Annotated in this window: 15 protein-coding genes; 13 read left to right on the top strand and 2 right to left on the bottom strand. The window is 58.2% G+C overall.

The window, feature by feature from the left end:
- The first annotated feature begins 114 nt into the window (after positions 1 to 114).
- Complete coding sequence (locus L2D14_01790; GenBank protein ID WNK00171.1) at positions 115 to 666, top strand: NifU family protein; 552 nt, start codon at positions 115 to 117, stop codon at positions 664 to 666.
- A gap of 233 nt (positions 667 to 899) precedes the next feature.
- Positions 900 to 1,925 carry a glucosaminidase domain-containing protein gene (locus tag L2D14_01785; GenBank protein ID WNK00170.1) on the top strand — a complete coding sequence of 342 codons (1,026 nt, stop codon included), beginning with the start codon at positions 900 to 902 and terminating at the stop codon, positions 1,923 to 1,925.
- Here the strand turns inward: L2D14_01785 and L2D14_01780 are convergent.
- Positions 1,913 to 2,959, bottom strand: coding sequence for a polysaccharide deacetylase family protein (locus L2D14_01780; protein WNK00169.1), 1,047 nt, complete (start codon positions 2,957 to 2,959; stop codon positions 1,913 to 1,915). The genes L2D14_01785 and L2D14_01780 overlap by 13 nt on opposite strands.
- Before the next feature lie 172 nt (positions 2,960 to 3,131).
- On the opposite strand from L2D14_01780, the gene L2D14_01775 reads away from it, so the two are divergent.
- The 3 genes from L2D14_01775 to tsaB are packed head-to-tail and all read left to right on the top strand — an operon-like array spanning position 3,132 to position 5,869.
- On the top strand, positions 3,132 to 3,734 hold the full coding sequence (locus tag L2D14_01775; GenBank protein WNK00168.1) for a malonic semialdehyde reductase: 603 nt from the start codon (positions 3,132 to 3,134) through the stop codon (positions 3,732 to 3,734).
- 60 nt (positions 3,735 to 3,794) lie between these two features.
- Positions 3,795 to 5,159: a hypothetical protein gene (locus L2D14_01770; GenBank protein ID WNK00167.1), complete on the top strand. Its 1,365-nt coding sequence runs from the start codon at positions 3,795 to 3,797 to the stop codon at positions 5,157 to 5,159.
- A 32-nt stretch (positions 5,160 to 5,191) separates the two neighbouring features.
- Complete coding sequence (gene tsaB / locus L2D14_01765) at positions 5,192 to 5,869, top strand: tRNA (adenosine(37)-N6)-threonylcarbamoyltransferase complex dimerization subunit type 1 TsaB (protein WNK00166.1); 678 nt, start codon at positions 5,192 to 5,194, stop codon at positions 5,867 to 5,869.
- 12 nt (positions 5,870 to 5,881) lie between these two features.
- On the opposite strand, the gene L2D14_01760 is transcribed toward tsaB, so the two are convergent.
- On the bottom strand, positions 5,882 to 6,163 hold the full coding sequence (locus tag L2D14_01760; protein WNK00165.1) for a sulfurtransferase TusA family protein: 282 nt from the start codon (positions 6,161 to 6,163) through the stop codon (positions 5,882 to 5,884).
- Positions 6,164 to 6,261: 98 nt separating this feature from the next.
- Here L2D14_01760 and L2D14_01755 point away from each other — a divergent pair, with 98 nt between their 5' ends.
- The 8 genes from L2D14_01755 (at position 6,262) to L2D14_01720 (ending at position 13,408) form a co-directional block, all read left to right on the top strand.
- Complete coding sequence (locus L2D14_01755; protein ID WNK00164.1) at positions 6,262 to 6,681, top strand: MucR family transcriptional regulator; 420 nt, start codon at positions 6,262 to 6,264, stop codon at positions 6,679 to 6,681.
- Between the two features lie 87 nt (positions 6,682 to 6,768).
- Positions 6,769 to 7,197, top strand: a complete 429-nt coding sequence (locus tag L2D14_01750) for a Fur family transcriptional regulator (protein ID WNK00163.1) — start codon at positions 6,769 to 6,771, stop codon at positions 7,195 to 7,197.
- A gap of 180 nt (positions 7,198 to 7,377) precedes the next feature.
- Positions 7,378 to 8,730, top strand: a complete 1,353-nt coding sequence (gene miaB, locus L2D14_01745) for a tRNA (N6-isopentenyl adenosine(37)-C2)-methylthiotransferase MiaB (protein ID WNK00162.1) — start codon at positions 7,378 to 7,380, stop codon at positions 8,728 to 8,730.
- Between the two features lie 83 nt (positions 8,731 to 8,813).
- The gene (locus L2D14_01740; protein WNK01629.1) at positions 8,814 to 9,770 is read left to right on the top strand and encodes a PhoH family protein; all 957 of its coding nucleotides are present in this window, start codon (positions 8,814 to 8,816) and stop codon (positions 9,768 to 9,770) included.
- Positions 9,760 to 10,305, top strand: coding sequence for an rRNA maturation RNase YbeY (ybeY, locus tag L2D14_01735; GenBank protein WNK00161.1), 546 nt, complete (start codon positions 9,760 to 9,762; stop codon positions 10,303 to 10,305). The genes L2D14_01740 and ybeY overlap by 11 nt, the downstream gene beginning before the upstream one ends.
- A gap of 11 nt (positions 10,306 to 10,316) precedes the next feature.
- Positions 10,317 to 11,261, top strand: coding sequence for a hemolysin family protein (locus L2D14_01730; GenBank protein ID WNK00160.1), 945 nt, complete (start codon positions 10,317 to 10,319; stop codon positions 11,259 to 11,261).
- Positions 11,258 to 12,826 (top strand): apolipoprotein N-acyltransferase, encoded by a 1,569-nt coding sequence (gene lnt / locus L2D14_01725; GenBank protein ID WNK00159.1) that lies wholly within the window; start codon positions 11,258 to 11,260, stop codon positions 12,824 to 12,826. The genes L2D14_01730 and lnt overlap by 4 nt, the downstream gene beginning before the upstream one ends.
- A 102-nt stretch (positions 12,827 to 12,928) precedes the next feature.
- Positions 12,929 to 13,408: a helix-turn-helix transcriptional regulator gene (locus L2D14_01720; protein ID WNK00158.1), complete on the top strand. Its 480-nt coding sequence runs from the start codon at positions 12,929 to 12,931 to the stop codon at positions 13,406 to 13,408.
- The last annotated feature ends 38 nt before the right edge of the window (positions 13,409 to 13,446 follow it).

Here is a 13,446-nt window from a genome sequence, read left to right as displayed (position 1 = left end):
GCCCATCTGCGAGGTTGCATGTATCTATCCCCCGCCCCACGTTATGGGGTATACTGACCGACAGCGACGAACGACGCTGCCCTGATGTGCGTGGCAGCGGTATTGGAGAGAGAAATGTTCATTCAGACCGAAGGCACCCCTAATCCGGCGACGCTCAAGTTTCTGCCCGGTAAGGCCGTTATGCAAAGTGGCACGGCGAACTTCGCCGAACAGTCGGAAGCCGCCCGTTCGCCGATGGCCACGCGCCTGTTCGCGATCGAAGGTGTGGCCGGCGTGTTTCTAGGGTCCGATTTCGTGACCGTAACCAAGACCGATGACAAGGACTGGGATGTTCTGCGCCCGCAAATCCTTGGTGGCATCATGGAGCACTATCAGTCGGGCCGGCCGATGATCGAGGACGAAGTCGGCGGCGATACATCCTCCGACAGCGAAGACGATCCGATCGTCAAGCAGATCAAGGAGTTGATCGACACACGCGTGCGTCCCGCCGTGGCACAGGATGGCGGCGATATTGTCTTCAAGGGTTTTGAAGGCGGTGTGGTGTCGCTGCACATGCAGGGTGCGTGTGCCGGGTGCCCGAGTTCGACCGCGACTCTCAAGCACGGAATTGAGAACATGCTGCGCTATTACGTGCCCGAAGTCCAGGAAGTCCGGGCCGTCGAATAGGTCGTAAACCCACTGTTTCATTGACTTTTTTAGATAACAAAACGAGGCGCTTAAAATATGTAGCGCGCCGAAGTTGTCTATGTTAACCATGTTCCCACAATAAAGCCGGCCAGTGATCCGACAGGTAAAAATACCGTTGGATGAGTATCGATTGAGCCGAAAAAAACCCAGGGCGACTGAAACGAGAGTAGGGGAACGGCGTGCATGCCGTAAGCATGACGCCGGGAGCATTTATGACGACTCGTAAATTCGACCACATGATCTTCAGCATCATCGGCTTTGCCGTGATTGCCACGGCATCCGCCAGTCTTGTCAGCCCGCAATCATCGGGCGTCACCGCCAGCCCCCGGGTTTCCTTCGATCAGGCCCACGCCGAAGCGGCGCACCTGAATCAGGGCGTTGAGCGTGTCGCGCCGGAAGATATGCCGGAAAATATGGAACTCGCCGCAGGCCCCGCCATCGCGTCGATACGCGATGCACATGTGTTGGCGGATCGCTTCGACAAAATGGGCTACCATCTGGACAGAGTGCGCGAACAGGGATCGCCTGTGCCGCGTGTGTTCCTTGCTGAGATGCCTCACGATTTGCATGCCGTTCCAGAAGTATCCCTCAAGAAAACGGTTTTCTTTCAGACCATGCTGCCGCTGATCCTGCAGGAAAACGAACGCATTCTGAGAGACCGCCACCGTTTGATCCGGCTTAAGGCGGAACAGGCACTAGGGGGCAAGCTTGCGGCCCGCGACCGCCTGTGGCTGGCGGTTCTGGCAGAGCGCTATAAGGTCAAGGACGAGAACCTCGGCACGCTTTTACAGCGCGTCGATGTGATTCCCCCTTCGTTGGCGATGGCGCAGGCGGCCGAAGAAAGTGGCTGGGGCACGTCGCGGTTTGCCCGGCACGGCAACGCCATTTACGGCCAGTGGACCACGGCCGACGGTGAGGGACTGGTTCCTAACGAGCGCCCGGAAGGTATGGACCACAAGGTTCGCGCCTTTGACAATTTGGAGCAATCCGTTGCTGCATACATGCGCAATCTGAACACACACCGCGCCTACAAGGGGCTGCGCCAGACACGTGCGGTGCTGCGCCAGGGCGGCGATGCGCTGGACGGGCTGCTTCTTGCCAAGAGCCTGACGAAATATTCCGAGCGTGGTGAGGAATATGTCGACAGTGTCAGCACCATCATCGGCGTCAACGGTCTGAGTGAACTGGACGATGCGCGTCTGGTCGCCGACGCCAAGGATGACGATCAGTCGGTCTGATTTTTTTTCAAAACGTAGAACTGCCGCCCGAACCAGTACCAGCGGCCGTTGCCGGCCGGCATGGTGCAGTTGAGCCGGGTACGGCCTGGCGGCATGGCGGTTTCGGTACGTACCTCGATCCGCTTGCCCAGCCGCTGCAAATCAAGTTTTTCGACATGCGATGAATAACAGTTGAGGCGATCCAGTCCCCTGTCCGGCCATGTCAGGGTAAAACCGATGAGCGGGGGGTTCGGGCTGGATATGGTCGGATCGTCGGGCGTTATGTCGGCAACCCGTATCGGCAGCGCGTTCGCCGCCAGCTTAAATCGGTCAAGCGAGCCAAAGGCCTCGTTCATGGCAAACCGCGGCAGGTAATATAGCTCGCTGCCGGTGCCGATGGCGCCGGAATGCTGACCGAAGGCAGCGACGAAGCCACCGCTTTTGACCAGAGTCATGACGTCATTGTTGGCCTCGCCATAAGGATAGGCGAACAGATCCGGCGCGTTCCCAAGCTTCTCTTCGAACAGGGCATTCGACTTTCTAAGCTCGGCCACGACACGTTCGCGGCCAATATCGGCCATGTGCGGGTGCGATTTGGTCTGACTGCCGATGGTGACACCTTGATCGGCAAGCTCGCGCAGCTGATCCCAGTTCATGTAGCGAGGCAGATTTCGCTCGACAGGGTCCGTGGCAACAAACACGGTCAAGGGATACCCGGCTTCCTTCAGGATCGGCCAGGCACGCGAATAAACACTCTCATAGGCATCATCGACACTCAGGCCGACGGTTTTGGGCGGCAGCTTCTCGCCGCTTCTAAGGGCGGCGACGATTTTCGGCAATGATTCGACATGATAACCACCAGTGCGCAGTTCCTCGACGTGGGCGCGGAACTGCTCCATGGTAACATTCGTGGATGGGAAGTCCGTTTCACCGAAACGGTGATACATAATGACCACGGCTTTGGTCGCCGGCTCACTCGCCGATGCCGTCGTCATTAAGCCGCCGGCTACCGATGCGAGTACGACCGGCAAAACAAGTAATCGAAATAAAAACATCCACGCTCCCCCTATGAGCAGCAGACCAAACTGAAACATGATGACTTAACGTCAGCTTAGCAAGAATTGTTGCGGTATCGTCTTAGGATCATCAAGTATGTACCGGATGATCCGCTTCGGCTGTGACGCGTCGCACGGCCGCCCCTGAATATCAAGCCCGCGGAGGACCTGAATGTCACTTTCACCAAAAGCACCGCTGGATGCACAAGCGCTGGATACGCTGTTCATGGAAGCGCGGACCCATAACGCCTGGTCGGATAAGCCGGTCGCAAAGGTCATGCTGGAGAGAATATGGGATATTGCCCGCATGGGTCCGACGAGCGCGAACTGCAGCCCGGCACGAATCGTTTTCGTCACGTCCAAGGCGGCAAAGGAAAAACTTCGCCCCTTTCTGATGGGCGGCAATGTCGACAAAACCATGCAGGCGCCGGCCACGGCGATCATCGGCCAGGACATGGCGTTTTACGATAAATTGCCGGAATTGTTTCCGCACGACGATGCGCGGTCCTGGTTCGCCGGGAATGCCGCGTTGATCCGGGAAACGGCATTCCGCAACAGCACCTTGCAGGGCGCTTATTTCATGCTCGCGGCGCGCGCGCTCGGGCTCGATTGCGGTCCGATGTCGGGCTTCGACAAGAAAAAGGTCGATGCCGCATTTTTTGCCGGGACAGCGGTTGAATCCAACTTCCTGTGCAATATCGGTTATGGCACGGATAAGAATCTTTTCCCGCGCAGCCCGCGCCTCACGTTTGCAGAAGCCTGCCGTGTCGCATAATAGATTTATAGCCCGCGTGTTTAGCGTGTGATTTCGTTTCTCTGGCAGCAAGGCGACGACGTGACACGAAACGTGTTTTCAGCAAGCATTTACCTCGTCCTGGTCGTCGTTGCGATTATCTCGAGAATATGGCCATTCCCTTACGGCCGTGAAATCGGGATCGGGCTTACGGTAGTGTTCCTGGCTCTGGAATTCGCCAAGGCGCCCGCCCTGCAGCGGAATGTCGGCGCACTTCTATTCTGTTTGGGCTTTGCCGGTGCCTGGGCCGGCGGCGATCTCGTCGGCGGCATGATGAACGGACTTGAACGTTCGCAGATTTTCCTGGTGATGTTTTTCGCCGTGATGTGGCTCCGCGAGCCTGCGGTCACCAGCCCTTCGCTCAGGACACTGCGCGATGCGGTGGTCAGCCAGCCTGCCGGGCGGCGCTACCCGATCTTATGGCTGAGCGGACATTTTCTGGGTTCTGTGTTGAATCTGGCGGCGATGAGTCTGCTTTCGTCCATGGTCGGCGAGCAAACCGATGCCCGGTTGAAAAAACGCCTGTCGATCTGCCTGATGCATGGGTTTACGACAGCGTCGACGTGGGGGCCGTTCTACGTCAGCATATCGGTCATTCTGACCGCGATTCCTGGGCTCAGGTGGATTGAGATCGCACCTCTTGGTTTGTGCCTATCGGTATTTCTGCTGCTGGTTGGCTGGAGTTATGACCGCATCTTTCTGCGCGAAAAGCCGGTCGTCGGGCAAACACGAAGCGGCACACCCCTGACACCGGTGACCATCGGCCGTGCCGCGCTCGTTCTGGTGCAGTTGATTTTCCTGGTTATGGGCGCGCATGAAATTATCGGTCTCTCCATTCCCATTGCACTTGGCGTTATCGGCCCGCCGTTCGCCATTGCCTGGGCGGCAGTGCAGGTCGAGCGCGGCCGGCGCTGGTCACTGGGCGCACGGCCGCTGATACAGCGCATATTCATCAACATACCGGAACTCAGAAACGAGGCGATTGCCTTTGTCGCCGCGTCCGTTTTCGGGGTTGGCGTTTCCAAGGTGCTGCCGCCGGAAAAAATCAGCGTGTGGCTGCAGACATTCGGCATCCATGAAGACGTGATCGTGGTCGGGATCGTTTTCGGCACTTCGCTGCTGGGGATGGCGGGGCTGCATCCGGTGATTATTGCCATCCTCGTCGGTGAAGTCCTGCCGCCCGAGGTGATCGGCATTGCGCCCGAGGTGCTGGCGATTGCACTGCTCGGGGTGTGGGGGACATCGACCATGGTTTCGCCGTTCTCGGCGACGACGCTGTTCATGGCACGTGTCGTGGGATTGCCCAGTCATGTCATCGCCTGGCGCTGGGGTCCGCCGGTGATCGCATTGTCATCATGCGTGGTGGCCACTTATGTGGTTATCATCCGCCATCTGTTGTATTCGTGAGCCGGCATGTATTCCTGGAACGAGGCGCGCACATGACAATCGTACTCGGCATCGATACCGCAACGAGCGGCTGTGCCGTGGCGCTGTGCCGTGATGGCGAACGCCTTGCCGACGCACGTGAGCGCATGGCGCGCGGCCAGTCGGAAGCCTTGCTGCCGATGATCAATGACGTGATGGATCGCAGCGGTGTCGATTTCGCCGATATAGATGCGATTGCCGTCACCCGGGGGCCCGGCGCGTTCACCGGGCTCAGGATCGGTCTTGCCGCAGCGCGCGCTTTGGCACTGGCCATTGCCCGCCCCTGTCTCGGAATCATTACTTTCGACATATTATTAGCGCAAGTACTCGAAACGGATGCGCTCGAAAGCGCGGACGCATTGGTTATCGCCGTTGAAAGCAAGCGTGAAGAACTCTTCATTGCCCTGTTCAACCCGCAGGGCGGGCCAATCGGTGAGGCCGCAGTATTACGCCCGGAGCAGGTTGGCGGGCTTCTGGAGGGCTGTAGGCGAGTCGTCGTCGCTGGCGATGGCGGTGCCAGGGTGGCAGAGGCCCTGGGCGCGAATTTCGATGTCCGGCATTTGCATGACGTCGACATTCCGGATCCTTGTGTCATTGCAAGGATTGGATATAACAATTTGAATATAAGAGATAATTTCCCAGCGACGCCGCTGTACCTGCGACCGCCGGATGTGTCGCTGCCCAAGGCCTGAGCAACAAATGGGCTAGGCGTCTTCTTTGCGAATCAGCAGGCGGTGTATGCCTGCCGGCGCCTGGTCCGGCGTTTCAGGCGTGAGCGACAATATGGTGTGGCCGTGCTGACGTGCGGAGCGGGGCACGTTTGTCAGCGGCTCTTCGCCCTTGAGCCGGACCTCGAGAACGTCGCCGGGGGCTATTTTCTCAAGGAGCAGCTTTGTCCGCACGAAGGTCATGGGGCAGATCAGGCCGGTGATGTCTATTGTATGGTCCGGAGAAATACTTTTCTGATCATTATTGATTTTTTTCATGGGATAACTTGCACCAAATAATGAATATACTTATAAAACGTGGCTTACCTTATTTTTTGCCGCACGAGAATTTATTTTACCGGAGTCAACCAAAGCCAATGTCTGAGCAGCCGACCCAAACGGACCTTCTTGAACTTACCTCTGAGATTGTGTCTGCGCACGCATCAAACAATACGATTGCCGCAAATGATTTGCCGCAGATCATAAAAGATGTTTTCGCAACGCTGCAAACACTGGGCAGCATCGATGCCCCCCAGGAACGTCCGCAACCGGCCATTGCCATCAAAAAATCCATAACGCCGGATTACATCGTCTGTCTTGAGGACGGCAAGCAGCTGAAGATGCTGAAGCGCCATTTGAAGACATCCTATAACATGACACCCGAAGAATACCGCGAACGGTGGGGTTTGCCTGCGGACTATCCGATGGTTGCGCCGAATTACGCCAAGAAGCGAAGCTCGCTCGCCAAGAAAATCGGCCTCGGCCGTAAGCCGGGCGCGCGCCGGAACGCCAAATAAGCCCAAAGTCATCCAATTATGCTCTCTCCCCTTCACACGGCGTGATTGGGGCGTTACCATCAATCTGTTGAACGGCAAGGGATGGCTATGGACGTATCTCGCCTCGAAAGGCTGTGTGTCGACAAGGGCATGAAAATGACGGAGCAGCGGCGTGTGATCGCCCGTGTTCTGTCGGATGCCGAGGACCATCCGGATGTCGAAGAAGTCTACCGGCGCGCCTCGAAACAGGATTCCAAAATCTCCATCGCCACGGTGTATCGCACAATGCGTCTTTTCGAAGACGAAGGCATTGTCGAGCGTCACGATTTCGGTGACGGCAGGGCGCGTTACGAAGAGGTTTCGGACGAACATCACGATCACCTGATCGATGTTAAGACGGGCCGCGTGATCGAATTTCAAAACGAGGAAATCGAGCGCCTGCAGGAACGTGTGGCACGCAAGCATGGGCTTAAGCTGGTCGGGCATCGCCTGGAGCTATACGGCGTCCCCCTCAAGGAATCGGACAAGGCTGAATGAGAACATCGCTCATGGAGCGTGCCGTTTGGTAATTACCAGCTTGAAAGTTGCCAGCTTGAAAGTTGCCAGCTTGACAGGCGCCAGCTTGACAGGTGCATGGCCGATGATCATGTTCCGCGCCCGTAATGCAGTTGGCGTCAAAGCGCGCCCCGTGATGATGCCGGGGTTTAGAGAGTGCCCGTGAAAAAGTCCGTCCATATCAAATCGTATGGTTGCCAGATGAATGTCTATGATGCATCGCGGATGCACGATGTTCTGGCGCCGTTGGGATATGACAGCGCCACTGATATGAGCGGTGCCGATCTGGTTATCCTCAACACCTGCCATATCCGCGAGAAGGCGGCCGAGAAGGTGTACTCCGAGCTTGGCCGTCTGCGCCAGGAGAAGGCCGAGCGCGCTCAATCTTCACGTCCGATGCGCATTGCCGTCGGCGGCTGCGTCGCCCAGGCGGAAGGCGAGGAAATCCTGCGCCGCGCGCCTTATGTCGACCTGGTCTTCGGCCCGCAGACATATCACCGGCTACCGCTGATGCTGCGCGAACTGGAAAGCCGGGGACAGGCCGTTGTCGATACGGAATTTCCGGCGGACGATAAATTCGATCAGCTGCCGGAAGCCGGCAAGCTTGAGGGTGCCAGCGCGTTTCTGACGGTTCAGGAAGGCTGCGACAAGTTCTGCACCTTCTGTGTCGTTCCTTATACCCGCGGTGCGGAATTCTCCCGGCCTGTCGATCCGGTATTGCGCGAAGCCCGCCTTCTCGCCGCCAAGGGCGCGCGCGAGATCACGCTGCTCGGCCAGAACGTCAACGCATACCATGGCGTGCATGATGACGGTGCGGAGTGGTCGCTTGGCAGACTGATCCGTGAGCTGGCGGAAATCGACGGCCTCGAGCGTATTCGTTATACCACGTCATATCCGGCTGAAGTGGACGCGGAACTGATCGCGGCACATCGCGATGTACCGGAACTCATGCCATTTTTGCATTTGCCGGTGCAGTCCGGCTCGGACAAGGTTCTGAAAGCCATGAACCGCCGCCACAGCGCCGGAGATTACCGGGAAATCGTCAGCCGCTTGCGTGCGGCACAACCGGATCTTGCCCTTTCATCCGACTTTATCGTCGGCTTCCCCGGCGAAACGGATGCGGATTTTCAGGAAACCATGGCACTGGTCCGCGACGTCGGGTTCGTTCAGGCGTATTCCTTCAAATACAGTCCGCGTCCCGGCACGCCGGCCGCCGACATGGAAGACCAGGTGCCCGAAGCGCTTAAATCCGAACGGCTGCAGGAACTGCAGGGCGAACTCAATCGTCAGCAGATCGTGTTTAATGAGAGCTGTGTCGGGCGCACGATGCCGGTCCTGTTCGACCGCCCGGGTGCGCGCGACGGACAGCTTGTCGGACGCAGCCCTTACATGCAGGCAGTTCATGCATCGTTGCCCACCAACCTTATGGGAGAGATCGTCACCGTCATGATCGACACAGCGAAACCAAACAGCCTTTCCGCCGCCGTCCGTGATCAACAGGAGGCCGTCGCTTGAGCAGGGGCAGCCGCACCGTGACCCGGACAAAAGATTCCGGTGCCGTCACACGCAAGAAAACATTCCCGAAAAACGCGCTGGCCATCGCCCTTTTCGGTTCACATCATAGCCATCTGGCGCAAATCGAAAGCAGCCTCAAGGTCGTTATTCACGCCCGCGGGAACGAGGTTACGATCACCGGCGACGCCGAAGCCGTTGCCCGCGCCCTCAGCGTTCTCGATGCTTTATATGAACGTCTCGAAAAGGGTCAGGATGTGGATCAACCGGAAGTCGATGCCATGTTGCGCTTTTCCGCCGAGCCCGAGCGCTCGATGCCGGGCATGGATGCCGGTGTCAGCACCCGCAATCGCGTTGTCAGCGCACGCACGCCGACGCAGGCGGACTATCTGCGCGCCATCGACGAGTCGGAGCTGGTTTTCGCCGAAGGCCCGGCCGGGACAGGCAAGACATACCTGGCTGTTGCCAAGGCGGTCGAGCGCCTGGTTCGGGGCGATGTGGAGCGGATCATTCTCTCGCGGCCGGCGGTCGAGGCCGGTGAACAGCTTGGTTTTCTGCCCGGCGATATGCGTGAAAAGGTCGACCCGTACCTGCGCCCGCTCTATGACGCGCTGCATGACATGATGCCCGGTCAGCAGGTGCAGAAGCGTCTCGAAAGCGGCGAGATCGAAGTTGCCCCGCTGGCGTTCATGCGCGGCCGCACTCTTGCCAATGCATTTGTTATTCTGGATGAGGCGCAGAACACAACGGCGGTGCAGATGAAAATGTTCCTGACGCGTCTGGGCGAAAATTCCAGGATGGTGATTACCGGAGACCTCAGCCAGGTCGATTTGCCGCGCGGCACACGATCCGGGCTGCGCGATGCGCGCGAGGCCCTGTCACAGGTTGAGGGCATCCGCTTTTTGCGTTTCAAGGACAGTGACGTCGTGCGCCACCAACTGGTCGGCCGCATCGTCAAGGCCTACAACAGTCTTGAGAGCAAACGCGGTGCGGGCGCGCAGTACAAGAACGAAGACAAGGCCGCAGGGGACGATGAAGACTGAATCCACTGCAGACGTTGATGGCGCGCGGGGAAACCTGATGATCGATGTCGATATAGCCGATCCGGCCTGGCGTCAGGCGCTGGATGACCCCGCGGATTTCTGCCGGGAAGTGCTCGGCGCGGCTTACGCGTTTCTGAACTATCCGTCGCGTCCATATGAAGTGTCGGTGGTGCTGACGGACGATGCGCACCAGCAGACACTCAATGCCTGCTACCGGGACAAGGATGCGTCTACCAACGTGCTGTCGTTCCCGTCGGGGGAAAGTGCGGCGGACGGTTTCCCCGGCGATATGCCCTTGCCGCTCGGCGATATCTCGCTGGCGCTTGAAACGGTCAAGCGTGAGGCAACCGCTGAGGGATTGTCATTTGCCGATCATTTTTGTCATTTATTGGTGCATGGCATGCTGCACCTTGGCGGATATGATCACGAAACCGATGAAGACGCGGAAAAAATGGAAACGCTGGAAATCGAAATTCTTGCATCACGCGGCGTTGCAAACCCCTATGACGGCCGGTTGGCGGCCCTGAAAGAATGACAGACCCGGATATGAAAGATTCAAATCCAATTGAGGAGCCTCCGAGTCCGGAAGGGGACGGAGACGACGACGGCGGCAAGAACCAGAATTTTTCCGACCGCATCCGGCTCTGGATGCGCAATCTCAAGCGGATTTCGGGGTCGAACGGATCAGCGCGCGATACGCTGGATGAGCTGATCGACGAGCGCGAAGAATCGGAACAGCCGCTCGACCCGGACGAGCGGTTGCTTGTCGCCAATATTCTCGAACTCAGAAACCTTACCATCTATGACGTCATGGTGCCGCGCGCCGATATTGTGGCTATTCCGATCAATGCTTCTTTGCAGGAAGTCATCGACGTTGCCACCCGCGAAGGCCATTCCCGTTTGCCGATCTACAGCGAAACCCTCGATGACGCACAAGGTATGGTGCATATCAAGGATGTGGTCGGCTGGCGTGGCCGCGACGCGGAATTCAAACTGAAAGACGTGCAGCGCAAACTTCTTTTCGTGGCCCCGTCGATGCGCGTGCTGGAACTGCTTTTGGAAATGCGCGTCAAACGTTCGCACATGGCGCTGGTGGTCGATGAGTTCGGGGGTGTCGACGGCCTGGTTACCATTGAGGACCTGGTCGAGGAAATCGTCGGGGAAATCGACGACGAGCATGACAACGACGATGATCCAAAAATGGAACATCGACGCGACGGTTCGTGGGTTGCCGATGCCCGCATCGAACTGGAAACTTTCGAGGAGCGCCTGGGCAAGAGCTTCAGCAACGACGAGCATGAAGACATCGACACCCTCGGCGGTCTTGTCTTCTCGATTGCCGGCCGGGTCCCGATCAGGGGCGAAATCATCAGCCTGCCGGACGGCACGGAATTTGAAATTCTCGATGCCGATCCAAGGCGCATCCATCGGGTGCGCATCCGTAAGGGGTCATCAAAGACCGAACAGTCGGAATCCAAGGGGTCCAAGTGACTCAGGCTGTGAGCTTCCTGGCAGCCGTTCTGGAAAACGGGCGGTATCGGAAGCTTGCGGCTTTGTTCCTCGGTCTCGGCGCGGTTGCGGCGCTGCCGCCGTTCTATGTCATCGTAATGCTGTGGCCCGCACTGGCGGGATTTGCCCTGCTGGTGTGGACGGCGGCGACATGGCGCCGTGCCGTGGTGGAAGGCTGGCTGTTTGGCCTCGGCTGGTTCGGCGGCGGCTTTTACTGGATCGGCCATGCCTTTCTGGTCGATGCCGAGCGCTATGCCGCGCTGATGCCGATGGCGGTTATCGGCATTGCCGCCGGCATGGCTCTGTATACGGCGCTGCACGCAGCGGTGTTCCATTTCCTGGCCAAAAAATACACGCGTTTCGGCCCGTTGCTGGTGGCCGCCTTTGCCGGGTGCTGGGCGCTAAGTGAATGGTTGCGCGGCTGGGTCCTGACCGGATTCCCATGGAATCCCGTTGCTTCGGTCTGGGGCGGTCTGCCCGAGATGATGCAGTCCGCGGCCTGGGTCGGCAGCTTGGGGCTCGGCTTTTTGACGGTGATGATTTTTACCGCGCCGGTGCTTTTATATAATTGCGAGCGCCAGGCATTTCGGCGCTGTGCCTTGCAGGTTCTGGGATTCGGTGTGTTGCTGCCGTTGCTGTGGGCAGGTGGCACCTGGCGAGTAGACAATGCAAGCCTGCTGACGCATGAGGGTATCGTTCTCAGGCTCATCCAGCCGGCGATCCCGCAGGCGCTTAAATGGCAGTCCGGTCTGCGCCAACAACATGTTCTCAAGCAGATGGCGATGAGCAAACGCACTGTGGGTCCGTCCGGTGCGCCGACCCACGTCATCTGGGCGGAAACCAACGTGCCGTATGTTATCGGCCCCGACTCGGATATTCCGCCCGCGCTTGCCGCGGCCGTGCCGGCCGGAGGCGCTCTGATATTCGGCGCGCCGCGCCGCGATAAGGACGGAAATGTCTATAACAGTCTTTTTGTCATCGACGGCAACGGCAAGATCGTTGACGTTTTCGATAAATATCATCTTGTACCGTTCGGCGAATACGTACCGCTCCGCAACTATCTGCCATTCGAGAAACTGACCGCGGGAAGGGGCGACTTTACTCCCGGCCCCGGCCCGAAAACCCAGCATTTCGAAGGACTGCCGCCATTTGCAGCGATTATCTGCTATGAGGTCATTTTCTCAGGGCATGTCGTCGATCCGAAGGACCGCCCGGCCTGGATCCTGAATATAACGAATGACGCCTGGTTCGGGCCGTCGACGGGGCCGAGACAGCATCTCGTGCAGGCAAAGCTTCGCGCCATCGAGGAAGGGCTTCCCGTGGTCCGGGTCGCCAATACCGGCATCAGTGCCGTTATCGACCCGTTCGGCCGGGTGCGAAACCGTATCGAACTGGATGAACAGGGGGTTATAGACGCCCCCTTGCCGCGGCCCCTCGCGGAAACTTTCTTTGCAATCTACGGACAATCCACAGGTTTGATTATCGCGTGGCTCGGTATACTTAGCGGATTGTTCGGTCGTTATAGGCGCAAACCCGGCAAAACCTGAGCCAATCTCAGATTTTGCGTATGACATGCCTGGCGCTGACGGATCGAACTTTGAACTGTTCAGTTAAGGAGAGTCGCGTTGGCTAGATTGCCGGAGATTTACATGAGCCCCGCCGGAATTGGACGCGGCCGCCGCCAGAGAGAGTTTCCCCCCGGCACGCCGCACCCCGTTGATGTTCACGTCGGTAGCCGTGTCCGTTTGCGCCGGACCATGCTTGGCATGTCACAGGAAAAACTCGGTGAGGCTGTTGGTCTGACATTTCAGCAAATCCAGAAATACGAGCGAGGCGCAAACCGTATCGGTTGTAGCCGTATTTATCAGTTCAGCAGTATTCTCGAAGTACCGGTATCCTTCTTTTTCCAGGATATGCCGACCATAACCTTGCCGGGAAGCAGCAAGCCGATCAAACCCATAGCGACGGGGATGTCCGATCAGGGCCAGGAAAATATCACCGACGATCCACTTGCCCGTCAGGAAACGCTGGAACTGGTGCGCGCTTATTACCGGATTCAGGATGATAAAATCCGCAAGCGTCTGTTCGACCTGTTACGCTCCATGGCGAACCTCCCGGACGAGAGCTGACCCGTGGCCGCTCGATCCGGGCGTTAACACCCACGTTT

It is taken from the genome of Thalassospiraceae bacterium LMO-JJ14 (genome assembly GCA_021555105.2).
Taxonomy (GTDB): domain Bacteria; phylum Pseudomonadota; class Alphaproteobacteria; order Rhodospirillales; family Casp-alpha2; genus UBA4479.
This window is presented reverse-complemented; position numbering and strand designations above follow the sequence as displayed.